The organism is Microbacterium sp. F01 (assembly GCF_056156365.1).
Genome location: NZ_CM149592.1, coordinates 1,026,031 through 1,050,341, shown reverse-complemented (window position 1 = coordinate 1,050,341; position 24,311 = coordinate 1,026,031). Strand labels below are relative to the sequence as shown.

Annotated in this window: 18 protein-coding genes and 1 riboswitch; of the genes, 8 read left to right on the top strand and 10 right to left on the bottom strand. The window is 70.5% G+C overall.

Annotation, left to right across the window (positions count from 1 at the left end; all coding sequences use genetic code 11):
* Nucleotides 1-122 precede the first annotated feature (122 nt).
* A complete protein-coding gene (gene glyA / locus ACVN90_RS04570) occupies nt 123-1,397 on the bottom strand; it encodes a serine hydroxymethyltransferase (protein WP_475100982.1) in 1,275 nt (424 codons plus the stop codon).
* A 38-nt stretch (nt 1,398-1,435) separates the two neighbouring features.
* Nucleotides 1,436-1,520, bottom strand: a riboswitch (ZMP/ZTP riboswitch).
* Between the two features lie 151 nt (nt 1,521-1,671).
* Between glyA and ACVN90_RS04565 the strand changes: the two genes are divergently transcribed.
* The 5 genes from ACVN90_RS04565 to ACVN90_RS04545 all read left to right on the top strand — a co-directional run bounded on the left by ACVN90_RS04565 (nt 1,672) and on the right by ACVN90_RS04545 (nt 8,505).
* Nucleotides 1,672-3,186, top strand: a complete 1,515-nt coding sequence (locus ACVN90_RS04565; protein WP_475102058.1) for a beta-N-acetylhexosaminidase — start codon at nt 1,672-1,674, stop codon at nt 3,184-3,186.
* 27 nt (nt 3,187-3,213) lie between these two features.
* Entirely contained in the window at nt 3,214-4,350 is a 1,137-nt protein-coding gene (nagA, locus tag ACVN90_RS04560) for an N-acetylglucosamine-6-phosphate deacetylase (protein ID WP_475100981.1), read from the top strand.
* A gap of 313 nt (nt 4,351-4,663) precedes the next feature.
* Nucleotides 4,664-6,643, top strand: coding sequence for an RNA polymerase sigma factor (locus ACVN90_RS04555; protein ID WP_475100980.1), 1,980 nt, complete (start codon nt 4,664-4,666; stop codon nt 6,641-6,643).
* Between the two features lie 57 nt (nt 6,644-6,700).
* Complete coding sequence (locus ACVN90_RS04550) at nt 6,701-7,117, top strand: YrdB family protein (protein WP_475100979.1); 417 nt, start codon at nt 6,701-6,703, stop codon at nt 7,115-7,117.
* Nucleotides 7,114-8,505, top strand: a complete 1,392-nt coding sequence (locus tag ACVN90_RS04545; RefSeq protein ID WP_475100978.1) for an FAD-binding oxidoreductase — start codon at nt 7,114-7,116, stop codon at nt 8,503-8,505. The genes ACVN90_RS04550 and ACVN90_RS04545 overlap by 4 nt, the downstream gene beginning before the upstream one ends.
* A 21-nt stretch (nt 8,506-8,526) precedes the next feature.
* Here ACVN90_RS04545 and ACVN90_RS04540 read toward each other — a convergent pair whose 3' ends face one another.
* From ACVN90_RS04540 to ACVN90_RS04515, 6 genes are all read right to left on the bottom strand, one after another.
* A complete protein-coding gene (locus ACVN90_RS04540; RefSeq protein WP_475100977.1) occupies nt 8,527-9,306 on the bottom strand; it encodes a glucosamine-6-phosphate deaminase in 780 nt (259 codons plus the stop codon).
* Nucleotides 9,299-10,252, bottom strand: coding sequence for an ROK family protein (locus tag ACVN90_RS04535; protein ID WP_475100976.1), 954 nt, complete (start codon nt 10,250-10,252; stop codon nt 9,299-9,301). Before ACVN90_RS04535 ends, ACVN90_RS04540 begins: the two co-directional genes overlap by 8 nt.
* A 43-nt stretch (nt 10,253-10,295) precedes the next feature.
* Nucleotides 10,296-11,138: a carbohydrate ABC transporter permease gene (locus tag ACVN90_RS04530; RefSeq protein ID WP_475100975.1), complete on the bottom strand. Its 843-nt coding sequence runs from the start codon at nt 11,136-11,138 to the stop codon at nt 10,296-10,298.
* Nucleotides 11,135-12,100 carry a carbohydrate ABC transporter permease gene (locus tag ACVN90_RS04525; RefSeq protein WP_475100974.1) on the bottom strand — a complete coding sequence of 322 codons (966 nt, stop codon included), beginning with the start codon at nt 12,098-12,100 and terminating at the stop codon, nt 11,135-11,137. Before ACVN90_RS04525 ends, ACVN90_RS04530 begins: the two co-directional genes overlap by 4 nt.
* 87 nt (nt 12,101-12,187) lie before the next feature.
* Entirely contained in the window at nt 12,188-13,462 is a 1,275-nt protein-coding gene (locus tag ACVN90_RS04520) for an extracellular solute-binding protein (RefSeq protein WP_475100973.1), read from the bottom strand.
* Between the two features lie 134 nt (nt 13,463-13,596).
* A complete protein-coding gene (locus ACVN90_RS04515; RefSeq protein ID WP_475100972.1) occupies nt 13,597-14,796 on the bottom strand; it encodes an ROK family transcriptional regulator in 1,200 nt (399 codons plus the stop codon).
* A 220-nt stretch (nt 14,797-15,016) separates the two neighbouring features.
* Between ACVN90_RS04515 and ACVN90_RS04510 the strand changes: the two genes are divergently transcribed.
* Nucleotides 15,017-16,870 carry a L,D-transpeptidase gene (locus tag ACVN90_RS04510; RefSeq protein ID WP_475100971.1) on the top strand — a complete coding sequence of 618 codons (1,854 nt, stop codon included), beginning with the start codon at nt 15,017-15,019 and terminating at the stop codon, nt 16,868-16,870.
* 89 nt (nt 16,871-16,959) lie between these two features.
* On the opposite strand, the gene ACVN90_RS04505 is transcribed toward ACVN90_RS04510, so the two are convergent.
* Nucleotides 16,960-19,173 (bottom strand): NADP-dependent isocitrate dehydrogenase, encoded by a 2,214-nt coding sequence (locus ACVN90_RS04505; RefSeq protein ID WP_475100970.1) that lies wholly within the window; start codon nt 19,171-19,173, stop codon nt 16,960-16,962.
* Nucleotides 19,174-19,319: 146 nt separating this feature from the next.
* On the opposite strand from ACVN90_RS04505, the gene ACVN90_RS04500 reads away from it, so the two are divergent.
* A complete protein-coding gene (locus ACVN90_RS04500; RefSeq protein ID WP_475100969.1) occupies nt 19,320-19,772 on the top strand; it encodes an N-acetyltransferase family protein in 453 nt (150 codons plus the stop codon).
* A gap of 161 nt (nt 19,773-19,933) precedes the next feature.
* On the top strand, nt 19,934-20,902 hold the full coding sequence (locus tag ACVN90_RS04495; protein ID WP_475100968.1) for an acetylxylan esterase: 969 nt from the start codon (nt 19,934-19,936) through the stop codon (nt 20,900-20,902).
* A gap of 10 nt (nt 20,903-20,912) precedes the next feature.
* On the opposite strand, the gene ACVN90_RS04490 is transcribed toward ACVN90_RS04495, so the two are convergent.
* On the bottom strand, nt 20,913-23,048 hold the full coding sequence (locus ACVN90_RS04490) for an alpha-galactosidase (protein WP_475100967.1): 2,136 nt from the start codon (nt 23,046-23,048) through the stop codon (nt 20,913-20,915).
* Entirely contained in the window at nt 23,045-24,070 is a 1,026-nt protein-coding gene (locus tag ACVN90_RS04485) for a LacI family DNA-binding transcriptional regulator (RefSeq protein WP_475100966.1), read from the bottom strand. The genes ACVN90_RS04490 and ACVN90_RS04485 overlap by 4 nt, the downstream gene beginning before the upstream one ends.
* Between the last annotated feature and the right edge of the window lie 241 nt (nt 24,071-24,311).

The window sequence follows — 24,311 nt, the reverse complement described above, 5'->3', positions numbered from 1 at the left end:
TATGGTCGTGCGCTCGTACGCCGGGGCGGGGCGGGGACGGATGCTGCAGCCCGAGGCAGGGCCGCAGCATCCGTTCGACTGTGGTACCAGACGGCGCCGCCGGAGTGCGGCGGCGTTCCCACTCAGTGGCGGAAGTCGGGGTACAGCGGGAACGCGGCGGTCAGGGCCGAGACGCGCAGGCGCAGCTCCTCGACGTCGGCGCCGGGCTGCAGCGCCAGCGCGATGACGTCGGCGACCTCGGTGAACTCGGCATCGCCGAAGCCGCGGGTCGCGAGCGCCGGCGTGCCGATGCGCAGGCCCGACGTGACCATCGGCGGGCGCGGGTCGTTGGGCACCGCGTTGCGGTTCACCGTGATGTGGATCTCGTGCAGGAGGTCCTCGGCCTGCTTGCCGTCGATCTCGGCGTTGCGAAGGTCGACGAGCACGAGGTGCACGTCGGTGCCGCCCGATCGGACCGCGATGCCGGCGTCCTTCACGTCCTGCTGCGACAGGCGCTCCGCGATGATGTGGGCGCCGCGCAGCACGCGCCCCTGGCGCTCCTTGAACTCGGGCGTCGCCGCGAGCTTGAACGCGGTCGCCTTGGCGGCGATGACGTGCATCAGCGGGCCGCCCTGCTGGCCCGGGAAGACGGCGGTGTTGATCTTCTTCGCGATGTCGGCGTCGTTGGTGAGGATGAAGCCCGAGCGGGGGCCGCCGATCGTCTTGTGCACGGTCGACGACACGACGTGCGCGTGCGGCACGGGGTTCGGGTGCAGACCCGCGGCCACGAGGCCGGCGAAGTGCGCCATGTCGACCCACAGGGTCGCGCCGACCTCGTCGGCGATCGCACGGAAGGCGGCGAAGTCGAGCTGACGCGGGTAGGCCGACCAGCCCGCGATGATGACCTTGGGCTGGTGCTCGAGGGCGAGGCGACGCACCTCGTCCATGTCGATCGTCGAGGTCTCGGCGTCGACGCCGTAGGCGACGATGTTGTAGAGCCGGCCCGAGAAGTTGATCTTCATGCCGTGCGTGAGGTGACCGCCCTGGTCGAGCGACAGGCCGAGCAGCGTGTCGCCGGGGCGCGCGATGGCGTGCAGCACGGCGGCGTTGGCGGTGGCACCCGAGTGCGGCTGGACGTTCGCGAACTCGGCACCGAACAGGGCCTTGGCGCGGTGGATCGCGAGCTCCTCGGCGACGTCGACCTCTTCGCAGCCGCCGTAGTACCGGCGGCCCGGGTACCCCTCGGCGTACTTGTTGGTCAGCACCGAGCCCTGCGACTGCAGCACCGACACGGGCACGAAGTTCTCGGAGGCGATCATCTCGAGGTAACCGCGCTGGCGGTCGAGCTCGCGGTCGAGCACCTGGGCGATCTCAGGATCGACCTCGGCGAGCGGGGCGTTGAAGAACTGATCGGTCATGCGATCTCCAGACTCACGGCTTTCGGATAGGGGTGTCCCACATCGGCCCAGGCGTGCGGTCGAATGCCGTAGTCGGTCGCTCCCCGGTGGTGGCCCACCTCAACGCCAGTCGCGACAGACCGAGCATAACGGAACACGACCCGCTAGGCTGAGTCCGATCCCTTTTGTTAGGACTCTTTACATGAAAAGTCGACGAGGACGGGCTGTCGCGGCAGCGGTTCTCGCCGCTGCGCTGCTGGCCGGCTGCACCCCGGTCGCTCAGAATGGAGACACCGTGTCGCTTCCCGCCGTCGTCCCCGCCCCCGCCTCGATCGAGGCCGGCTCCGGCGCGCCCTTCCGGCTCGCCTCTGCCACGGCGGTGAAGGGGGACACGGATGCTGCCGCCGCCCTGTCCTCGATCGTCGAGGCTCGCACGGGCCTGACCCTCGCGACGGGCGACGGCGCGGGCATCGAGCTGCGGATCGACGCGGGTTCCGGCGAACCCGAGTCGTACCGGATCGCGGCGGACGCAGCATCCGTCGTCGTCACCGCCGCCGATGCGGCCGGACTCTTCTACGGCGTGCAGACGCTGGGCCAGCTCATCGCCCGCGAGGGCGACCAGTGGACGATCCCCGCTGTGACGATCGAAGACGCCCCGCGCTTCGCGTACCGCGGCGTCATGCTCGACGTCGCCCGCCACTTCCACCCCGTCGAGACAGTCACGGCCTACATCGACCGCGCGGCGTCGCTCAAGTTCAACGCGCTGCACCTGCATCTCACCGACGACCAGGGCTGGCGTCTCCACCTCGACTCGCGACCTGAGCTCACCGCGAAGGCCTCGGGCACGTCGGTCGGCGGTGACCCGGGCGGGTTCTACACGAAGGCCGACTACCGCGAGATCGTCGAGTACGCGGCATCCCGTCACATGATCGTGGTGCCCGAGATCGACATGCCCGGCCACACCCACGCGGTCGGTCTCGCGTATCCCGAGCTCGCGGAGGACCCGAGCATCAGCGACCACATGCGCGAGATCATCCGCGACTACGGCGGCGAGGAGCCGCGCGTGGGCGCGCCGTACGACGGCATGGCCGTCGGGTTCTCGTCGCTGAAGATCCACGACGAGGCGACGTACGACTTCGTGGCCGACGTGTTCGGCGAGCTCGCCGCGATGACGCCGGGGCCGTACCTGCACTTCGGCGGCGACGAGTCGCTCTCGACCACCGACGAGGACTTCGCCGAGTTCGTGGCGCGCGCGAGCGAGATCATCGCCGACCTCGGCAAGACGCCGGTGGCGTGGCACGAGGCGGGCGCCGCGGCCGGCATCGCCGACACCACGGTCGGCCAGTACTGGGGATTCCTCACGCCGCAGGAGGGCGCCGCCGAGAAGGCCAGCGCGTTCGTCGACAACGGCGCGCAGCTGATCCTCTCCCCCGCCGACGCGATCTACCTCGACATGAAGTACCCGTCCGGCCCCGAGCTGGGCCTCACGTGGGCGAACGGCCCGACGAGCGTCGAGCGCGCGTACTCGTGGGAGCCGTCGGATGTCGTGCCCGGCGTCGACGACTCCGGCATCCTCGGCGTCGAGGCGCCGCTGTGGACCGAGACGATCCGCACCGCCGCCGACATCGACACCATGGCCTTCCCGCGCGCCGCTGCGGCCGCCGAGGCCGCCTGGTCGCCGGCGACCGGAGCGAGCGAACTGCGCACGTGGGCGTCGTTCCGCGAGCGTGTCGGCGCGCTCGGGCCGCTGTGGACGAGCATGGGCATCGGCTTCCACCCGTCCGACGAGATCCCGTGGGCCACCGAGTGACCCGCGCCGAGTGATCCGGAGCACCGTATGAGCACCCTCGTCCACTCCGTCCGCCTGCTGGGCTCCGCCACGGTCGACAGCGACCGCACCGACGCGTGGGCGCTGTTCGACGACGGTCGCATCGCGGCGGCCGGCGCAGGAGTCGAGCTCCCGGCTGCGGACGAGGTCGTGGACGGCGGGAACGGATGCCTCGTCCCCGGCTTCATCGACATCCACGTACACGGCGGAGCGGGCGCGAGCTTCGACGACGGCCCGGATGCCGTCGCAACGGCCCGTGCCGTGCATCGCGCGCACGGCACGACGCGCGCGGTGCTCTCGCTCATCACCGCGCCGATCGACGACCTCGCCGCCCGCGTCGCCATGGTCGCAGACCTCTGCGACGCCGATCCCACCGTCCTCGGCTCGCACCTCGAGGGCCCGTTCCTCGACCCGGGCCACAAGGGCGCGCACACCGAGTCGCTGCTGCGGGCGCCGGACGCGGCATCCGTCGACCGTCTTCTCGAGGCCGGACGTGGCACGATCCGCCAGGTCACACTCGCTCCGGAGCGCCACGGCGCCTTCGATGCGATCCGGCGCTTCGTCGACGCGGGTGTGGTGGTCGCGGTCGGCCACACGAACGCCGACGCCGATACGACACGGCGCGCCTTCGACGCCGGCGCGACCCTCATCACGCACGCGTTCAACGCGATGCCGGGCATCCACCACCGCGCTCCGGGTCCTGTGGTGTCCGCCCTGCGCGACGAACGGGTGACGCTGGAGGTCATCGCCGACGGCGTGCACGTCGACCTGGAGCTCATCGCGACGCTGTTCGCGATCGCCGGCGACCGGATCGCGCTCATCACCGACGCGATGGCCGCAGCCGGCTCGCAGGACGGCCGGTACGAGCTGGGCGGACTCGCGGTGCGCGTGACCGACGGCGTGGCACGGCTCGAAGAGGGCGGCGCGATCGCCGGCTCGACCCTCACGCAGGACGCCGCGCTGCGGCGCGTCGTGGGCGCGGGCGTGCCGCTCGAGGTCGCCTCGCACGCCCTGAGTCGGCAGCCCGCCCATGCGATCCACCGCGACGACCTGGGCACGCTCGACGTGGGCGCGCTCGCCGATGCGGTGCTGCTCGACGATGCCCTCGCCGTGCACCGTGTCTGGGTCGCCGGGCACGACGCCTGAGCCCGCTCGCGAGCACGTGAAAGGCGGGGCCGAAGGTCCCTCCCCCGAGATACCTTCGAGCCCCGCCTTGTCCGCGGGAGTCCCGCGGGGGGCGGCCACCGTCGTGCCCCACACAAGGGCGGCCGGCCACTCTGACGAAAGAGACGGCGAGACTCCCGATCTATTACGCGAGTTCTGGAAAATCGTTCGGAACGGATGCTGCGCCTTCGGGTCTCAGCCCTGGTCAAATCCGGGTGCGGCGGCGACAATGGAACCTGCCGCGGTCCGCACCCGGGATCGACATCGTCGATGTGCGCCGCGGAACTGGGGGACCATGGACCACGACGAAGTGCAGGAGCACGAGACCGACGTCGCCACCGACGCCGACGCCGATCTCGTCCTGCGGACGAGATCGGGCGACACCGACGCGTTCGCGGAGCTCTGGCGGCGCCACTACCGCGCGGGCGTCACCGTTGCGCGCAACATGACCTCGAGCCTCGATGCCGACGACCTCGTCCAAGAGGCGTATACGCGCATCTACCACTCGATCGTCCACGGCGGCGGCCCGACCGGGTCGTTCCGCGCGTACCTGTTCACCAGCATCCGCAACACCGCGGCCGCGTGGGGGCGCGCGCGCCGCGAGACCGCGTACGAGGAGCTCGACGGCGTCGAGGATCCCTCGGGCGCCGAGCACGAGAGCGAGGCCGCGCTGGACCGCGGGCTCACGCATCAGGCGTTCCGCAGTCTTCCGACACGGTGGCAGGAGGTGCTCTGGTACTCCGAGATCGAGCGCATGAAGCCCGCCGAGATCGCACCGCTGCTGGGCATGAAGCCGACGGCGGTCGCGCAGCTGACGTTCCGCGCGCGGGAAGGCCTCCGCGAGGCCTGGATCCAGGCGCACCTGCGGTCGGTCGTCGACGGCTCGGACTGCCAGTGGACCATCGAGCACCTCGGCGCGTACTCGCGTCTCAATCTCGGCCGCCGCGACCACGCCAAGCTCGAGCGGCATCTCACCGGCTGTGTGCGGTGCTCGATCGTCGCGAGCGAGGCGAAGGAGGTCTCGAGCCGCCTCGCGCTCGTGCTGCTGCCGATCGCGCTCGGCGCGGTGGGCACCGCGGGCTACCTCGCGACCGTCCAAGGCGGCGGCACCTCGTTGGTGGCGCTGGCCTCGATGCCCTCGAGCGTGGTGCACGGCACCGTCACCATCGCTCCGGGCGGAGTCGTGGGGGCGGGGGCGAGTGCGAGCGCCGGGGTGGGTGCGGGTGTGGGCACGGGTGCGGCGGTGACGTCGGCCGGTGTCGGATCGGCGGGGGCGGTCGGCGCAGCAGGGGCGGCGACCGCCGTCGCTTCGTCGGCGGCGGTCTTCGGCACGTCAGCGGTCGCCGGCATCGGGGCGGCCTCCGGGCTCGCCGCCGCCGGCCTCGTCGTCGTCAGCGGCGTGGTCGCCGCAGCGGTGATGCTGCCGGCTGCAGCCGGCCCCGAGCCGGCGCCGACTCCCGCACCGACGACCGAGATGTCGGCCGAGAACGCGAACGCGCCGGCACTGCTTCAGGACGACACCGGCGACTCCGCGCTCCAGCTGCCGGCCGAGCCGGGTCCCGGCCCGGCGGACATCCCCGTCGTCCCCGATGCCGCAGCCGGCGACGTGAACTCGCAGGGCGGCGGCACCGCGGAGTCGGGCGGCGGCAAGGCCACCGGCCAGACCGGCAACGGCAACGGCAACGCCTCAGGCACGAACAGCACCACGTCCGGCAGCAACGGGAACGGCAATGGCGGGACCACCGGTAACGGCGGCTCGACCGGCAACGGAACACCCACCAACGGCACCGGCAACGGCAATGGCGGGACCACCGGAAACGGCGGCTCGACCGGCAACGGAACACCCACCAACGGCACCGGCAACGGCAACGGCAACGGCAAGGGCAACGGGGGCGCCACCGGAAACGACGGCACCACCGGCAAGGGCAACGGCAACGGCAACGGCAACGGCAACGGCGGCGCCACCGGAAACGACGGCTCGACCGGCAACGGAACACCGACGAACGGAACCGACAACGGCAACGGGGGAACCACCGGAAACGGAGACTCGACCAGCAACGGAACACCGACCAACGGCACCGGCAACGGCAACGGCGGCAACACGGGCGCCGGCGCCGGCCCGTCGAAGGTGGGCGCGAACGTTCCTCGCGGCGTAGGACGCGGCGTCGCAGACCGCAACAACGCCATGCTGCCGCCTCCTGCCGAGGCGCCTGCGGACGCTGACGTCCCGAACGGCGTCCCCGTCGAGACCGTGCCGGCCGACGGCGGCGACTGACCCGCGCACGAGGGGGCCTGGCGGACGCGGACCGTACGCCGCCGTAGACTGGAAGCCATGTCCGACACGCCGAACGTCACTCCCGCGCGCCCTGCCGAACCGGCACCGGGAACGCGCGCACCCCTGGCCGATGGCAAGGCTTCGCCGCTGGCGGCGATCGACATCATCGCGTTCATCTGCGAGATCTTCGCGTTCGGCACGCTGGCGCTGTGGGGCTTCACGATGTGGCAGTTCCCGTGGAACATCGTCGCCGGCGTCGGGGCTCCTGTGGTCGCGATCCTTCTCTGGGCCCTCTTCGTGTCGCCGCGCGCCGTGTTCGCGGTGCACCCCTTCGTGCGCGCCGTCGTCGAGCTGCTCGTCTACGTCTCCGCGACCGCCGCCTGGTGGTCGATGGGCAACGCCTGGATCGGCCTCGCGTTCGGAGCCGTCGCGGTGACCGCCGGCGTCGTCGCCGGCCGACGGCGCCTGTCGTGACCGCGGGCGCCGACGCGCTCGCACTTCTCCGCACGGCGCTCGGCGACCGTGTCGACACCTCACCGGACTCGCTCCACGCCGCGCGCGCCGACAAGTCGGGGCACGCGGCATCCGGTCTCCCCCTCGCCGTCGTGCACGCGCGCAGCGTCGACGACGTGCAGCAGACGCTCCGCATCGCCGCCGGCACGGGCACGCCCGTGGTGACCCGCGGCGCCGGCACCGGCCTCGCCGGGGGTGCGAACGCGGGAGACGGCGAGATCGCCCTGTCGGTGCGGGGCATGGACCGCATCCTCGAGGTGCGCCCCGACGACCTCCTGGCGGTCGTCGAGCCCGGCATCCTCAACGCCGAACTCAACGCCGCGCTCGCCCCGTACGGCCTCTGGTGGGCGCCCGACCCGGCGAGCCGCGCGATCTCGACGGTCGGCGGCAACATCGCGACCGGCGCGGGCGGACTGCTGTGCGCCAAGTACGGCGTGGTGCGCGACGCGGTGCTCGGCGTGGACCTGGTCCTCGCCGACGGCCGCCTGCTGCATCTCGGCCACCGCACCGTCAAGGGCGTGACGGGCCTCGACCTGACGTCCTTGGTCATCGGATCGGAAGGCACCCTCGGCGTCGTCGTCGGAGCGACGCTGAAGCTCCGCCGCCTGGTGCCCGGTGAGGTGTGCACGATCGCCGCCACCTTCGGCGACGTGCGCACGGCGGCCGAGGCATCCGCCGCGGTCACGGCGTCGGGCGCGCAGCCCGCGATCATGGAATTGATGGATGCTGCGTCCCTCGCCGCCGTCCACGCGCTCCTGGAGCTCGCGGCCCCGACTCCCGGTGCGGCTCAGCTCACGATCCAGACCGACGGGCCCGCCGCGATCGCCGAAGCCGAGGCCATCGCCGAGGTGCTCCGTCGCGCCGGTGGGACCGTCGCCGTCTCGCACGACCGCGAAGAGGGCGAGCGGCTGCTCGCGATCCGCCGGTCGATGCACCCGGCCATGGAGTCGCTCGGCACCGCGCTCATCGAAGACGTGTCGGTGCCCCGTTCCGCCCTGCCGGCGATGTTCGACGAGATCGCCCGCGTCGAGCGCGATCACGGCGTCGTGATCCCGACGGTCGCGCACGCGGGCGACGGCAACCTCCACCCCAACTTCATCTTCGAGGCCGAGCCGGACGAGTTCGGTGTCGTCGAGGCTCCGGATCACATCTGGGCGGCCGCCGACGACCTGTTCCGCGCGGCGCTGCGCCTCGGCGGCACGCTCACCGGCGAGCACGGGGTGGGTGTGCTGAAGCGCCGCTGGCTCGCCGACGAGCTGGGCGACGACCAGTGGGAGCTGCAGCGACAGATCACCCGCGTGTTCGACCCACAGGGCATCCTCAACCCCGGCAAGGTCTTCGCGCGCTGAGTCGCAGCATCCGCCCCTGCGTCAGATGCCCTGCCAGTCGGGCTTGTTGTCGTAGGCGTAGCGGTAGTAGTCGGAGCGGGTCAGCTGCGATGCGGCGGCCTCGTCCACCACGACCGTGGCGTGGGGGTGGAGCTGGATCGCCGAGCCCGGGAGCGACGCCGACAGCGGGCCCTCGACGGCGCCGGCGACCGCGGCCGCCTTGCCCTCGCCGAACGCGAGCAGCACGAGGTGGCGGGCGCGCAGGATCGTGCCCAGGCCCTGCGTGATGCAGTGCATCGGCACGTCGTCGATCGAGTCGAAGAATCGCGCGTTGTCGCGGCGGGTCTGCTCGGTGAGGGTCTTCACGCGGGTGATCGACGAGAACGACGAACCCGGCTCGTTGAAGCCGATGTGGCCGTCGGTGCCGATGCCGAGGATCTGCAGGTCGATGCCGCCCGCATCGCGGATGGCCTCGTCGTACTCCTCGCCATGGTGCTCGATGCCCTCCGGCGTGCCGTCGGGCGTGCGGATGAGCGCTGGATCGAGGCCGAGGGGCTCGACGACCTCGCGCGTGATCACCGAGCGGTAGCTCTCGGGGTGCGCGGGGTCGATTCCCACGTACTCGTCGAGCGCGAAGCCGCGCACGCGCGAGAGGTCGACGCCCTCGAGGCGCGTGCGCAGCGCCTCGTACACGGGCAGCGGGGTGGACCCGGTCGCAAGGCCGAGGACCGTCTCGGGGTTCGAGCGGATGAGCCCTGCGATGTGGTCGGCGACGAGCGCTCCCGCTGCCGCCTTGTCGCGGACGATGACGATCTCAGCCATGGACCAGTGCCTCCTCGGTGTCGTGTGTGGCGTCGCCCTCCGCGCCCACGAGCGCGGCTCCGAGCGCGGCGGCCGGCGAACCCGGCGGCAGCAGCTCGACCCGGTCGGCGAGGTGCAGCGAGCGCATGAACGGGGATGCCTCGGCGCTGGCCGCGAGCTCGGCTGCGACATCCGTCATCAGTCGGTCTCCCAATGCCGTCACACCCCCTCCGAGGACCACGATATCGACGTCGGCGGTCAGCACCAGCACCCTGATCGCGGCGGCGACGCCCCGGGCGAGACCGGCCCGCAGCTGCCGCGCCGACGCGTCGCCCGCGTCGGCGGCGTCGAAGACGTCGCGCACGGGCAGGGCTGACCGTTTCGCCCAGCGCTCGGCGATCGCGCCGCCGCCCGCGAAAGCCTCGATGCAGCCGCGCTGACCGCACCGGCACAGCGGTCCGTTCGGGTCGACCGAGATGTGTCCGACTTCGCCGGCGGTGCCGCGCGCCCCGCGCCACAGCACGCCGTCCGAGACGATGCCCGCGGCGATGCCGGTGCCGAGGTTGAGGTACGCCATCGATCCCGGCGCCGGGGCGCCGCCACGGGTGTGCAGCGCGTGCGCTCCGAGCGCAGCCGCCTTGACGTCGTTCTCGACCTGCACCGGCACGCCCAGCGCGGGGGCGACGGCGGCGGCGAGGTCGAGCTCGTCCACCCCGAGGTTCACCGCGTGCACGACGCGGCCGGTGCCCGGCTCGATCTGACCCGGGATGCCGACCCCCACCGACCGCACGGCCGAGAGATCGACGCCGGCCTCGGCGCCGAGCGCACGCACCGCATCGAGGACGGTCTGGGCCACAGCATCCGGTCCCCATCCCGTGGGAATGCGGAGACGACCTGCGATCTCGCCATCGGCGTCGACCGCGACGGCGTCGGTCTTGGTCCCGCCGACGTCCAGCCCGACCTTCATCGGCCGACCTCCCCGTGGGAGGCGGCGTGGTCCTTCGTGCGCATCAGCCCTTGACCGCCCCCGAGACAAGACCGCTCGTCATGCGGTGCTGGACGATGAGGAAGAACACGATGACCGGGATGGCCATGATCGTGGACGCGGCCATGACGACTGCCCAGTCGGTGGCTTTCGTCGCCTGCACGAACGACTGAAGCCAGATCGGGAGGGTCTTGGACTCCGGGCGCGTCATGATGACCAGCGCGAGCAGGAACTCGTTCCACGCCTGGATGAAGGCGAACACGCCGGTCGCGATGAGGCCCGGAGCCAGCAGCGGGAAGGTGATCCGCCAGAACGCGCCGTTGCGGCTGCATCCATCGATCATCGCCGCCTCCTCGAGGTCCACCGGAACCCCGTTGACGAAGCCGCGCAGCGTCCAGATCGTGAACGGGAGCACGACGGCGATGTACACCATGCTCAGCCCGATGATCGTGTTCAGGAGGTACCACCCGTCGAGCAGGCGGAACAGCGAGATGATCATCGCCTCGATCGGGATCATCTGGATCACGAGGATCGCGATGATGAACGCCGTGCGCGTGCGGAACCGGTAGCGCGAGACGGCGATCGCGCCGAGGAACGCGAAGGCGAGCGCGACGACCAGCGTGATTCCGGTGACGGACAGCGAGTTCAGCAGCGCCGTGATCAGGCTCTCGTCGCCGAGCGCCTCCTGATAGTTGCTGAGCGTGAATTCGTCGGGCCACCAGTGCGGTGTCGTCGTGCGAACGGCGGAGGCGGGCAGCAGCGACGTGTTCAGCATCCAGTACACGGGGAACAGGGATGCCACGATCACGACGATGGCGGCGATGTTCAGGAAGACGCGCGAGACGGCGCGACGTGGCCGGGCGGTCATGATTCCTCCTTGAGCATCGTGCGGATCCAGTAACCCGAGATGACGAGCATGATCGCGACCAGGATGACCGAGATCGCACCGCCGGCACCGAGGTCGCCCGAAGCCATCGAGACGCTGTAGATGTAGACGCCGATCGTGTTGGTCTCGGCGCGCACGCCGCCGATCGACTGCAGGCCATAGATCTGGGCGAACACGCGCAGATCCCAGATGACCTGAAGGACGAGGAGGACGAGCAGGATCGAGCGCAGGTAGGGGAAGACGATGAGACGGAAGCGCGCGAAACCGCCGGCGCCGTCGAGGGCGGCGGCTTCCAACACCTCGTCGGGAACCTGGGTGAGTGCGGCGTACGTGCTGAAGGCGACGAAGGGGATCGCGCCCCACGTGATGATGATCGCGGCCACACTGAAGAAGCTCACCGGGTCGATGAGCCAGCTGTGGCCGATCCAGTTCTGGCCGGTGATCTGCGTCAGCAACCAGTTCACGAGGCCGTACTGGGTGTCGAAGATCCAGCCCCAGACGATCGTCGCGGTCAGTGCAGGCATGGCCCAGGCGAGCAGCAGCGAGACGGACACGGCCGTGCGCATCGCCTTGCCCAGTTTGGTCATCATGACCGCGATGGCGACACCGAGCAGCATGGTGGCGACGACGCTCACGATGCACAGGGCGATGCTGCGTCCGAGCACGGCCCAGAACTCGGGATCGGTGAGCACGTCCGCGTAGTTCTGGATGCCGATGAACTCAGGCGGGGCGCCGAAGATCTGCGCGCGTCCGAACTTCTGGAACGACATGATCGCCAGCTGGACGAGCGGCCAGCCGATGAAGACCACGAGCATGATGAGGGCCGGCGTCATCAAGGCGAGCGGAGCCCACGGGAAGCTGCGCTTCTTCGGCTGTTCGGGGTCTGGCCGCGACTCGGGTGACGGGACGGGCGGAGCCGACGCCTCTGCGGGGATCGTCGTCATGGCAAACCTCCTCTCAAGAATTGTGTCGAGCCCTGAGCGGGCATGGAACGGGGTGCCCCGCGGCACGGAGCACCCCGTCCCGTGATGTCAGCCGTTCAGGATCGATTCGATCTGCTCGTCGGCTGCGGTGGCGAGCTCCTTGATGTCGCCGCCGTTCGCGATGTTGACGAACAGGTCCTGCATGATGCCCTGCGCCTCGACGTCCGCCCAGTTCGGCGAAGCCGGGGTGAGCTTGGAGTTGGCGGCGGCTTCGGCGATGACGGTCGCGAGCTCGGGCGTGGCGGCGGCCACCTTGTCGCCGAGCGAGACCAGCGCGGGAACGAGGCCGTTCTCGGCGAGGATCGTCTGGTACTCGTCGCTCAGCATTATCTCGAGCGCGCTCTTGGCGAGGTCGGGGTTCTTCGACTTCGCGGCGATGCCGACGTTCGAGCCACCCGCGAAGACCTGGGCGGCGCCGCCGTCCATGCCCGGGAGTGCGTAGTAGCCGGTGATGTCGGCGACGGCCGTCGGCTGCTTGTCCTCATCGGCGACGATCGACCAGTAGGCCCAGCTCGGAGCCGAGTACGTGGCGGACTGCTCGGTGCGGAAGGGCACCCAGCCATCGGCCTCGTCGCCGTCCTTCGGGGCGAGCGACGCCTTGGTCATGAGCTCCTGGACCTGCGCAAGGCCGGCGAGCGACTCGTCGCTCGACAGCTGCGCGTCCCACTCGTCGCCGTCCTGCACGGCGATCTCGCCGCCGTTCTCCCAGATGAAGGGCAGGCCGTTGTACCAGTCCTTGCCCGGGAAGTAGACGCCCGAGACACCCGGCAGCGCGCCGGCGAGGGCCACACCGTTCGACACGTACTCGTCGAGCGTGGTGGGCACGGCGACACCCGCCTGCTCGTACATCGCGGTGTTGTAGAAGACGACGCGGGCGCCCGAGTAGTACGGCGCCGCGTACAGGGTGCCGTCCCAGCTGCCGGCCTCCACGAAGCCGGGGAGCAGGTCGTCGCCGCCGAGGTCGCCCTCGATGTCGGCGAGGCTCAGGAGGGCCCCGCTCGAGGTGAACGCGGGGGCCTGGGTGTTGCCCATCTCGACGATGTCGGGGCTGTCGTTCGACGACAGGCTCGTGGTGAGCTTGTCGACGAGACCGGTCCACTGCTGCTCCTCGATGACCAGCGTCGACCCGGGGTTCTCGTCCTCGAAGGTCTTCTTCAGGTAGTCGCGAGCGTCGTGCGGGGTGTCGGTGCCGACCAGCCACACGCGGATCTCGGCGCCCTCCTCGGAGCCCGAGTCGCCGCCGTTGCCGCTGCCGCCGGCGCAGCCGGCGAGCACCAGTGCCGAGGCGCCGATGAGCGCCACGGCTCCAAGCGTCTTCTTCATGGTGTCTTCCTTCGTTTTCGGTGTTCTCTTGGTGTTTCGGGTGGGCCGGGTGACCCATCCGGGGGTGGATGCTCGCAAGGAGCGCTCCGTGTTGTTTCGGGATCCGGGGGGATCCGCCGGGGAGTCGCGTTGTGTCAGGACACCCCGAGTTGTCCGGACAGGACCATGACGGCGGCGCCGCGCAGGACGATGTCCTGGCCTTGCTCCGTCATCCGCACGCGCACGCCTTCGTCGACGGACGGCGCGAGCGTGCGCGCGCGGAGTGTCTCGACGGTCTGCTCCGCCAGGGAGCCGCCGAGGAGTTCAGGGGGGCCGGAGAGGACGATCTCCGACACGTCGAGGGCGCCGACCACGGGCGCCAGCGCGATGCCGAGCCGCTCCCCCGCGTCGCGGAGGATGCCCTCGTGTGCGGCGGGATCGCCGGCGGCGTTCAACCGCGATGTCAGCGAGGGCACCGAGAGCCAGGCTTCGAGGCATCCGACCTTGCCGCAGGCGCACTGGGGACCGCCGTCCGTGCCGACGGTGACGTGGCCGATCTCGCCCGCGGCGAAGCGGCTGCCGCGCATGGGCTGGCCCGCCAGCAGCAGGCCGGAGCCGACGCCTCGGCCGACCTTGACGAGCAGCACGTCGTCGGGCGCGCCGCCGAACGTGTATTCGGCGAGCACCGCCGCGTTGGCGTCGTTCGCCACCAGGACCGGAACGCCGAGTGCGCCGCGCAGCGCGCCTTCGAGGTCGAAACCGGCCCAGCCGAAGTTCGGCGCCGTGAGGATGACGCCGCGGTCGTCTACGACACCGGGGGTGCCGACGCCGATGCCGAGCACAGGCGCGTGGGAGTCGGCGACGAGGGCGCGCGCGAGTTCCACGACGGTGTCGACGAGGGCGTCGGCGTCCGGCACCGGGACCTCGCGTCGTGCGACGATGCCGCCGTCGAGCGTGAGGACGGCGCCGATGAAGGTGTCGCTCCCGGAGAGGTCGAGCCCGATGATGCGGTGCCCGGCGTGGTCGAGGTCGACGAGGATCGCCGGCTTGCCTGGTCCCGAGGCCTCGCGCACCCCCATCTCGGCGACGAACCCGTCGGCGATGAGCTCGGCGACGAGGTCGGAGATCGTGACCCGGGTGAGCCCCGTCTCGCGGGACAGGTCGGCGCGGCTCATCGCGCCCTGGTGGAACAGGGTCTGGAGCACGAGTGAGCGGTTGTGACCGCGCGCGTGCTCTGGCAGGACTTTCGCGCCCTGGCGGAGCGTGCGGCCAGGGGCGAATGCGCGGGCATTCGTGGTGGGGCTCTGCGGCGTGTCGATAATGGAAGGGCCGCGTCGCGCTTCCGTGTTGGGCATGTTTGTTAGTAGACCTTACGAACTAACTTTTCGCAAGTCCTTGAGCCCTATTTGAGCGGATGCTTTACAAAACTGTGATGCGCCGTGTTCGGATCGTTACGGAGCCGAACGTCCGTTTCCTGGCTTGACCGGCGGTTCGTGCGTGACCATGACGTGACCTCAGCACCCGTGCGCGTCGCCTACCATGGGGGGAAGCGTGGATCACAGTCGGGGGTGTGGCGTGACGAATCTGGCGACCGAGTCGCAGGCCGGAAAGGCGTCCGGGGACGACGCCGAGAAGGCCGAGCAGGCCGTCGAGGGCGAGCAGTCCGAAACAGCGGATGACACGGCATCGGATGCCGTGGACGAGACGGATGCTGGGTCCCCGGCGGATGCCGAGGCGGCCGACGCCGTCGCGCCCGCGGACGAAGATGACTCCCCCGCTGAGGACGCGGAGCCCGAGCCGGCCGAGGGCGCGGCCCCCGAGCCGGCCGAGGACGCGACCCTCGCTGACGAGCCCGAGGCCGACGAAGGCACCGGGGACGAGGCATCCGTCACCACCGACATCGATGCCGACGCAGAGACCGTCGCCGTCGCGACTGCTGTGCTCGCCCCGGCGCCCGCAACCGCCCTCGCGCCGACCGCCGACCTCTCGTCCGAGACGGCGACCGCCGTCGCCACCGCGACCGCTCCGGCGGACGGCTCCCCCACCTTCGCGTGGGCGCCCGCCGAGCCCAAGCCGAAGAAGAAGCACACCGCGATCTGGATCAGCGCGGCCGCAGGCGTCGCCGTGGTCGGCCTCGTCGTGTCGTCGCTCGTGCTCATCGCGCCCGGAACCTCGGTTGCCGGCGTACCGGTGGGGTGGCTGACGCCCGGCGCAGCCGCCGACGCCATCGAGCAGCGTCTGGCGGAGACGACCGTCGTTCTGACGGGCTCAGGAGAGGACGCCGAGGTCACCGGCGCCGAGCTCGGCGCCGCGGTCGATGCCCAGGCCCTCGCCGACGCCGCGTTCGCGCAGCATCCGATGTGGAACCCGACGGCGTGGTTCGCCGCGACCGACGCGGAGATCGAGCTCGACCCCGCGACGGCCACTGCAGCACTGCGCGAAGTCGCACCGCAGCTCTACACCGACGCGAGCGACGCGACGCTCGCGTTCGACGCGGCCACCGCGTCGTACGTCTCGACGCCCGCCGTCGCCGGCACCGGGATCGACGTCGCCACCGTCCAGGACGCGATCCAGGCGGCCTTCGAGGCCGGCCAGACGCGCGTGCAGCTCGACCCGGTCCCGGCCGAGGTCCCCGCCGACATCTCGACCGAGACCGCCGACGCGACCGTCGCACAGCTGAACAGCATGCTCGACACCGCCGGCTTCTACGTGGGCGAAGAGCGCACGGTGCCGATCGATCGCGCGACGATGGCCGCCTGGCTGACCGTGGCACCCGACCCCGAGAACGCCGCGTACGACATCACCGCCGACGAGTCGGCGATCCAGACCGTGGTGGACGGGCTTCCCGCAGCCGTCAACCGGTCGGCCGAGAACGGCGCCGTCATCACCAACTCGGCGGGCAAGGTGCTCCGCGAGGAGGCGCCGGGCATCTCGGGGCGCGAAGTCGGCGACACCACGAACTTCGCCTCCGACTTCGCCACGCAGCTGGCCGCCGGCAACGCGGTCTTCGAGACGCCCGTGACCGAGGTCGCGCCCGTCGTCTCCACGTTGGCCCGCACGGTCGAGGTCGACCTCTCCAGCCAGACGGCGACGTTGTTCGAGAACGGCAACGTGGTCGCCTCGTACACGATCTCGTCGGGGCTCTCCGGCACGCCGACGCCGACCGGACACTTCACCGTGAACGCCTTCACCCGCGTCCAGGACATGGGCGCGCTGTGCTACAACCCGGCCGCCGTGAACAGCTACTGCACGAAGGACGTGCCATGGATCACATGGTTCGCCCCCGACATCGCGTTCCACGGCGCGTCCAACTTCCGCAGCCGTCTGGGCTTTCCGCAGAGTCACGGCTGCGTGAACATGTGGAACGACGACGCCAAGTTCGTCTACGACTGGACCGCGCGCGGCACCGAGGTCTGGGTCCACGCCTGATCGCGGTCGCGTCTCGGAGCCGCTCCGCACGAACCTGAAAACGACGAGAGGGCGGATGCTGCAGCATCCGCCCTCTCGCTCATCAGTCGTTACAGCGCGTCGATGACCCCGTTGAAGGTCTGCGACGGGCGCATGACACCGGCGACCAGGTCGGCGTCGGGGCGGTAGTAGCCACCGATCTCGACGGCCGAGCCCTGCACCGCGAGGAGCTCCTCGACGATCTTCTGCTCGTTCGCGGCGAGCGCCTCCGCCACGGGGGCGAAGGCCGCCGCGAGGTCGGCGTCGGCCTGCTGCTTCGCGAGCTCCTGCGTCCAGTAGAGCGCGAGATAGAAGTGGCTGCCGCGGTTGTCGATCGTGCCGAGCGCGCGGCCGGGCGACTTGTCGTTCTCGAGGAAGGTGCCGGTCGCGGCATCCAGTGTGTCGGCCAGCACCTGCGCCTTCACGTTGCCGGTGAAGTCGGCGAGGTGCTCGAGCGACGCGGCGAGCGCGAAGAACTCACCGAGCGAGTCCCAACGGAGGTAGTCCTCGGCGAGGAGCTGCTGCACGTGCTTGGGGGCCGAGCCACCCGCGCCGGTCTCGAAGAGGCCGCCGCCCGCGAGCAGCGGGACGATCGACAGCATCTTGGCGCTCGTGCCGACCTCGAGGATCGGGAACAGGTCGGTGAGATAGTCGCGCAGCACGTTGCCGGTGACCGAGATCGTGTCTTCGCCCTTGCGCAGGCGGTCCAGCGAGTACTGGGTCGCCGCGGCCGGGGCGAGGATCTCGATCGTGAGGCCCTCGGTGTCGTGATCGGCGAGGTAGGTCTTCACCTTGGCGATGAGCGCCGCGTCGTGGGAGCGGTTCTCGTCGAGCCAGAACACGGCGGGGGCGCCGGTGGCGCGGGCACGCGTGACGGCGAGCTTCACCCAGTCGCGGATGGCGACGTCCTTGGTCTGCGTCGCGCGCCAGATGTCGCCCGGGGCGACCTCGTGCGACAGCAGCACGTCGCCCGCCTGGTTCACGACCTCGACGGTGCCGGCTGCGGCGAGCTCGAATGTCTTGTCGTGACTGCCGTACTCCTCGGCGGCCTGCGCCATGAGGCCGACGTTCGGGACGGTGCCGATGGTCGCAGGGTCGAGCGGGCCGTGCGCGATGACGTCGTCGATCACGGTCTGGTAGACGCCCGCGTACGACGAGTCCGGGATGACGGCCAGCGTGTCGGCTTCGCCGCCGTCGGCGCCCCACAGCTTGCCGCCGTTGCGGACGAGCGCGGGCATCGACGCGTCGACGATGACGTCGGACGGGACGTGCAGGTTCGTGATGCCCTTGTCGGAGTTGACGTACGACACGCGCGGGGTGTCGGTCGCGGCGGCGAACGCGGCGGCGATCTCGTCGCCGCCCTCGATGTTCGCCAGGCCCGCGAGGATCGCGCCCAGGCCGTCGTTCGGGGTGAGGCCGGCCTCGGCGATCTTGTCGCCGTAGCGATCGAACACGTCGGCGTAGTAGGCCTTCACGACGTGGCCGAAGATGATCGGGTCGCTGACCTTCATCATCGTCGCCTTGAGGTGCACCGAGTACAGGACGTCTTCGGCCTTGGCGGTCTCGAGCGTCTCGGCGAGGAACGCGTCGAGCGCGGCCGCCGAGAGGAACGTGCCGTCGACGATCTCACCCGGGAGCACCTTGATGCCGGTCTTCAACTCGCTGGTGGTGCCGTCGGCGCCGGTGAAGCGCACCGAGAGCACGTCGTCCGCGGGGATGACCGTCGTCTTCTCATTCGACTTGAAGTCGTCGTGGCCCAGCGTCGCGACGCGCGTCTTCGAGCCCTCGCCGAACGCCTTGTTGCGGTGCGGGTGCTTGCGCGCGTAGTTCTTCACCGACAGCGGCGCACGACGGTCGCTGTTGCCCTCACGGAGCACCGGGTTGACCGCCGACCCCTTGATGCGGTCGTAGCGGGCGCGCACATCCTTGTCTTCGAGCGACTGCGCTTCGTCCGGATAGTCCGGGATGTCGTAGCCCTGCGCCTGCAGCTCTGCGATCGCGGCCTTGAGCTGCGGGATCGAGGCCGAGATGTTCGGCAGCTTGATGATGTTGGCCTCGGGGAGGGTCGCGAGGCCGCCGAGCTCGGCGAGCGCGTCGCCGACCTGCTGCTCGGGCGTCAGGTTCTGCGGGAACGCCGCGAGGATGCGGCCCGCGAGAGAGATGTCGCGGGTCTCGACGTCCACTCCCGCCTGGCGGGTCACGGCCTGCACGATCGGCAGGAACGATGCGGTCGCGAGGGCCGGTGCCTCGTCGGTGTAGGTGTAGATGATGGTCGAGTCGGTCACCAGTCACGTCCTTCTTGCGGGTCGGCGTTCAGCCTATCGCAAGCGACCGAGATATCTCGACGTCAAGATACTTCCGCGTATGAACACCGTGTTAATCCGACACTCGGACGATGCCGGATGCCGTCATGGGGGCTAGCCTTTGGTCCATGGGTGAACTGCGACTCGTCGAACTGTCCGCCGCGACCATCGTGGCGGTCAACAATATGTCGCTCAAGCCCGGCCAGGAGGAGTTCCTGTCGCCGGTGAGCTACGGCATCGCCGCGACGGTCGTGAACCCGCAGACGACCTGGCAGCGCGTGGTGGTCGACGGCGAGGAGGTCGTCGCCTTCGTCAGCGGCAACTTCGACCTCGACGACCCGCAGGAGCACTTCCGCTCCGTGCTGTGGCGCATCAACGTCGACGCCGACGACCAGGGCCGCGGCGTCGGCCGGTTCGCGGTGGCCGGACTCCTCGAAGAGGCCCGCAACCGCGGAATGGACCACGTGAACGTCATCTACGAAGCGGGCGTCGGCGGTCCGCAGGCATTCTTCGAGCGCGTGGGCTTCACACCGGTCGGCGAGACCGAGTACGGTGAAGTCATCGCAGAGATCCGTCTCTGACGCAGCGCCGCACGATCGACCCGAAGACTTCCCCACACAGCGCCCGCTGGGCGCCCAGAGACCGGCGGCGGGGCCTCGAATACCCCTCCCCCATCGAGACTCCGTCGCCTTCTCGGTCTCCTGCGTCGAAACGCTTCCGCGCGACACGCTAGGGTGAGCGCGTGCCGAGATTCGATCTGTCCCCTGCTGAGCTCGCGGTCTACACCCCCGACGTTCGCGAGCCCGCCGACTTCGACGCCTTCTGGGCCGACACGCTCGCGCAGTCGCGGCAGTGGGACGCCGCACCCGACGTCGTGCGCCTCGACATGCCGTACACGCTCGTCGACATCTTCGATGTGACGTTCCCGGGCTTCGGCGGCGACCCGGTCAAGGCCTGGCTGACGCTGCCCGCCGGGGCCGAAGGTCCGCTCCCCGCGGTCGTCGAGTACCAGGGGTACGGCGGCGGACGCGGGCTCGCCGGCGAGCGCCTCGGCTGGGCCGCGGCCGGATACGCCCACCTCTTCATGGACACGCGCGGACAGGGCTCGATGTGGGGCTCCGGCGGCGACACGCTCGACCCGCACGGCACGGGGCCCTCGTCGTCGGGTTTCATGACCCGCGGCATCGAGGACCCCGAGACGTACTACTACCGCCGGGTCTTCACCGATGCCGTGCGCGCCGTCGACGCCGTGCGTGCGCTGCCGCAGGTCGACGCCGACCGCGTCGCCGTGTGCGGCGCGAGCCAGGGCGGCGGCATCGCGATCGCGGCGGCAGGCCTGTCGGACGGCATCGTGGCCGTGGTGCCCGATGTACCGTTCCTCTGCCACTTCGAGCGCGCCGTCGGGCTCACCGGCGACGACCCGTACCAGGAGGTCGTGCGCTACCTCGCCGTGCACCGCGGTCGCGACGAGCGCGTGTTCGAGACGCTGTCGTACTTCGACGGCGTGAACATGGCGAAGCGGGCGGATGCTGCGGCCCTGTACTCCGTCGCCCTCATGGACACGATCTGCCCGCCGTCGACGGTGTATGCGGCGTTCAACCGCCACCCCACCTCGACGAAGCAGATCGAGGTCTACACGCACAACGGCCACGAGGGCGGGCAGGCGTTCCAGTTCCCGAAGCAGGCCGCCTTCCTCGCCGACCTGCTCTGACCCCGCGGGGTCAGACGACCTCGAGGTGGAGCACGAACGCCTGCAGCGGCCACAGCGTCGGCAGCTGCAGCCCGACCTCGGCGAGCAGCGATCCGGGCAGTTCGAGCTCGCCGGCGGTGAACCACTCCGGCGCGATCCAGCCGTACTCGGCCGCGCCGATCTCGCGGCGTGCGCGCACGCGGTAGCGACGATCGCGGTCGAGCCCGGGCAGGCGCAGGCGCTCGGCGCGGGCGTCCTCGAGGCTTGCCACCGTCGCGACGACCACGACCGCGGCATCGTCCGTGACGAAGGCCGTCGCACGCCAGGCGGGATCGCGGAGTTCGGGGTGCAGCATCCGTCCGCCGTGCACGATGGGCCGCAGCTCCTTGTAGAGCGCGGCGAAGCGCGTGATCGTGGCGGTCTCGTCGTCGTCGCACGACAGGATGTCCCACTCGAAGCCGGCCGACCCCATGAGACTCGTCGCCATGCGGTACGACAGCGAGGTCGTGCGTCCCGACGAGTGCGAGGTCGTCGGGCCGACGTGCGCGCCGACGAGCTCGGGCGGCAGGAGCAGTCCGGTCCAGCGTTGGATGTCCTGCCGTTCGACGGGGTCGTTCGAGTCACTCGCCCACACGCGGTCGGTGACGTCCAGGATGCCGAGGTCCGTCCGGGCGCCGCCGCTCGAGCACGACTCGATCTCGAGGGACGGATGCCGCGACTTCAGCTCCGCGATGAGCCGATAGACCGCGGTCATCTGGGTGTGCCCTCCCGGGCGCCCGTCGTGCACGCTCTCGACGAGATCGCGGTTGTGGTCCCACTTGATGAAGTCGATGCCGAGCTCGGCCACGAGCGCGTCGATCTGCCCGAGCACGCGGGCGTACGCATCCGGATGAGCGAGATCCATCACGTACTGCCCACGCCACGACACCCCGGGATCGTGTTCCAGGTGGCCAGGCTCGTGGAGCAGCCAGTCGGGGTGCGCGCGAGCGACGTCGGAGTCGAGGCTGACCATCTCGGGCTCGAACCACAGCCCGAACTGCATGCCCAGCTCGTGCACGCGCGTCGCGAGCGGGCCGAGCCCCTCTGGCCACACCGACCGGTCGACGACCCAGTCGCCGAGGCTCGTCGAGTCGTCGCGGCGCCCCTGGAACCAGCCGTCGTCGAGCACGAACCGCTCGATGCCGACCTCGGCGGCGCGGTCGGCGAGCGCGGAGAGCCGATCGGCGTCGTGATCGAAGTACACGGCCTCCCACGTGTTGAGCACGAGAGGACGCACGGACGACGGATGCTGCGGCCTGGCCCGCAGCCACGTGTGCACGCGGTGCGCGAACCCATCGAGCCCCTCGCCCGTGTGCACGAAGGCCGCGCGCGGCGCGCGGTAGTCGTCGCCGGGCGCGAGCCGGATCTCGCCCGGACGCAGCAGCTCGCCGGCGCCGATCAGTGTCACGGCGTCGGTGACGCGGTCGACCCGGGTCGTGAGGTCGCTCGACCACGCGAGATGCACGCCCCAGAGCGCGCCGCGCTGCCAACGGGGTTCGCCGATCGCTGCGATCGCCGCCACGGGGTTGTCATGCCCGGGGCGACCGCGCCGCGTCTGGCGCACGGTGGCGCCGGCGGGCATCGGCGTCACGACCGGCCGCTTCTCCCGCGTCCAGCGCCCGTCGAACGTCAGGAGCGTGTCGGTCGTCGACGGCACCGGCAGCGTCGCCTCGAGCCAGTCCACGTCGACGGGCGCAGCATCCGGGTCTCCCTGGTGCGCGAGCGCGTGCTGCACCCACACCACACCCCCGGCCTCGATGCCGACCGTGATCGACAGACGCAGAGCGGATGCCGCGTCCCGCGCCTCGACGGTGAGCGACCGGTCGTCGGCCTCGATGCGGCGCACGTCCCACCGCGGGTGGTGCACGACGCCGTCCCGGCGCAGCTGCATACCCGGGCGACCGGTCCACCCGTCGCCCTCCTGCGGGGAGAGCGACACCTGCCACGCGGCGTCGAGTGTCCCGGGTCGGGTCTGACGGCTGAGAGCCTTCGCGAGCGCGTCGGCGTCGGCATCCGTGATCCCGCCGACCGGCGCACCCCAGTGCAGCACCTGCGGGAGTCCGGGGCCGCGGGCGTCGATCAGCACGCCGACACCCTCGCTCTCGAGATGGATGAAGGCGGGGGTCATGCGGTGGTCCTCTCTGCGGGGGCGCGTTCGCCGGTGCCGCGCTCGACGATCCACGTCGGCATCTCGAGCTGTCGGGTGAAACCGGCGGGGTCCTGCATGCGCTCGATGGCGAGCGTCGCAGCGGCCTTGCCGAGCGCCAGCGGGTCGTAGCTGATCACGGTCACCCCGAGCACGTCGGCGGTGTCGAAGTCGTCGAAGCCGACGAGGGCCGTGCGGCCGTCGTCGTGAAGATCGCGCAGCACGCGCAGCGCGTCGATCGTCACACGGTTGTTGCCCGTGATGATCGCGGTCGGCGCATCGTCGCGGTCGAGCAGGTCGGCGATGAGGTCGTCGGCGGGCCGGGACAGATCGTCTTCGAGACGCTCCCACGCCGACGAATCGCGGATGCCGTAGGCGGCGAGCGCGTCGCGATACCCGCGGAGGCGCTCGACCTGCGTGTAGACGGAGGCCGGATTGCAGATGTAGCCGATGCGCCGATGGCCGCGCTCGAGCAGGCGGGTCGTGGCATCGAACACCCCGCGGTGGTTCTCGAGCACGATCGAGTCGGCGACGAGGTTGCGCGCCGGCCGGTCGATCGCGATCACCGGCGTGCCGAGGTGCCGCTCGCCCTCGAGATAAGACTGATCGTCGGCGACGGGAATGAGCAGCAGTGCGCCGAGTCGCTGGCCGAGGAGGGCGTCGGCGACGCGCTCCTCACCCTCCGCGGTGTCGTCGGTGGTCGCGACGACCAGCGAGAAGCCGTGTGCCGCCAGCTCGCGCTCGATGCCGGCGGCGAGCTTGTAATAGAACGGGTTGTTCAGCTCTCCCATGATGAACCCGATCGTGTTCGTGGGTCCGCCACGGCGCAGATTCCGAGCCAGCGGGTTGGGCCGGAACCGCAGCCGCTTGGCGGCGCCGAGCACGCGCTCCACGGTCTCGGGTGCGACCAGGTCGCGGTGGGTGAAGACGCGCGAGACGGTCTTCGAGCTCACTCCCGCGAGCCGTGCGACGTCTTCGAGGGTCGCGCGCTGCTGAACCGTCATCGGAGGCCTCCTCGCACTGCCGGGCCCCACGCTAGCACTCCGAACGCTGAAATGTCCACGTAGGACATTGCTGAGACATCCGCGATGCGTGGTCGTAATCTATTACAAAATAATCCCAGATCAAACGAGCTGTTTCTCAGAACGGAGTCAATCGGACAGGACAAGACAGCGCTGACATTCGATGCTTGCGGAACCGTTTCGAAGATGCGTAGTCTGACCGCGCGACGAACCACGCAACGGT